This window comes from Thermocatellispora tengchongensis, from assembly GCF_014202315.1.
GTDB classification, from domain to species: domain Bacteria; phylum Actinomycetota; class Actinomycetes; order Streptosporangiales; family Streptosporangiaceae; genus Thermocatellispora; species Thermocatellispora tengchongensis.
In genome coordinates this window covers 1-1,536 of sequence record NZ_JACHGN010000058.1, presented here as the reverse complement: position 1 = coordinate 1,536, position 1,536 = coordinate 1, and the positions used below count along the sequence as shown (strand labels likewise).

The window sequence follows — 1,536 nt, the reverse complement described above, 5'->3', positions numbered from 1 at the left end:
CCTTGACCGAGCGGATCAGGAGCTGGGCCACGTCCACGACCTCCAGCGACTCCTTCGCCTCACCGGAGTTCTTCTTCTCCGCGATCGCGTCACCCAGCATCACCAGGCAGAACGGGCACGCGGTGGACACACGGTCGGGATCGGTGGTCAGCGCCTCGTCCACCCGCTCGGTGTTGATCCGCTTGCCGATCCGCTCCTCCATCCACATCCGCGCGCCACCGGCGCCGCAGCAGAACCCGCGGTCCTTGCACCGGTGCATCTCCTGCGTCCGCACCCCCGGCACCTTGGCCATGATGTCGCGCGGCTGGGCGTAGACCTTGTTGTGCCGGCCCAGGAAACACGGGTCGTGGTAGGTGATCTTCTCCTCGACCGGGGTGATCGGGGTCAGCCTGCCCTCATCCACCAGCCTGGCCAGCAACTGGGTGTGGTGAATGACCTCATACGTGCCGCCGAGCTGCGGATACTCGTTGGCCAGGGTGTTGAAGCAGTGCGGGCAGGTCGCCACGATCTTCTTCACGCCCGCCTCGTTGAGCGTCTCGATGTTCTGCTGGGCGAGCATGTTGAACAGGAACTCCATGCCCAGCCGGCGCGCCGGGTCGCCGGTGCACGCCTCCATCGGGCCCAGCACCGCGAACTTCACCCCGGCGATGTGCAGCAGCTCGGCCACCGCCTTGGTGGTCTTCTTGGCCCGGTCCTCCAGCGCACCCGCGCAGCCGACCCAGAACAGGTACTCGGTGTCGGCGGGCATCTTGTCATCGACGATCTCGACTTCGAAGTCGAGTTCTTCGATCCACTCGGCCCGCTTCATCTCCGACATGCCCCACGGGTTGCCCTTGTTCTCCAGGTTCTTCAGCATCACCCCCGCCTCCGACGGGAACGACGACTCGATCATGACCTGGTAGCGGCGCATGTCCAGGATGTGGTCGATGTGCTCGATGTCCACCGGGCACTGCTCCACGCACGCCCCGCAGTTGGTGCACGACCACAGCACGTCGGGATGGATGACGCCGTCCTCGCCCACCAGCGGCTTGTCCAGCAGCGCCAGCACGTCCTGGTGCAGGTCCTTGCGCTGCTCCTCGCTCGCCATCAGGTACGGGGCCACCTTGAAGGCGTGGTCGCGCTGGTCCAGGATCAGCATCTTCGGCGACAGCGGCTTGTCGGTGTTCCACGCCGGGCACTGGGACTGGCAGCGCCCGCACTCGGTGCAGGTGTAGAAGTCCAGGAACCCCTTCCACGTGGTGTCCTCGATCTTGCCGCGGCCGAACACGTCGGTGTCGGGGTCGGCCTCCTCGAAGTCGAGCACCTTGCCGCCGCTGCGCATCGGCTGGGCCGCGCCCAGGCCGTCGGGGCGGCGGGAGAACAGCACGTTCAGCGGGGCGGTGAAGATGTGCAGGTGCTTGGAGTTCACCACGATCACCGAGAACACCAGCATCACGCCGATGTGCAGCAGCAGCCCGACCGGCTCCAGCACCTCGTTGACGCCCTCGCCCAGGGGGTGCAGCACCGCGGCGGCGGCCTCGGAGGCGAACGCGCCGC

1 protein-coding gene is annotated in these 1,536 nt (G+C 66.9%); it reads right to left on the bottom strand.

Annotated elements, in window-relative coordinates; translation table 11 throughout:
- The coding region (locus HNP84_RS50875; RefSeq protein ID WP_185057387.1) for a (Fe-S)-binding protein at positions 1-1,536 on the bottom strand (1,536 nt) is incomplete at both ends.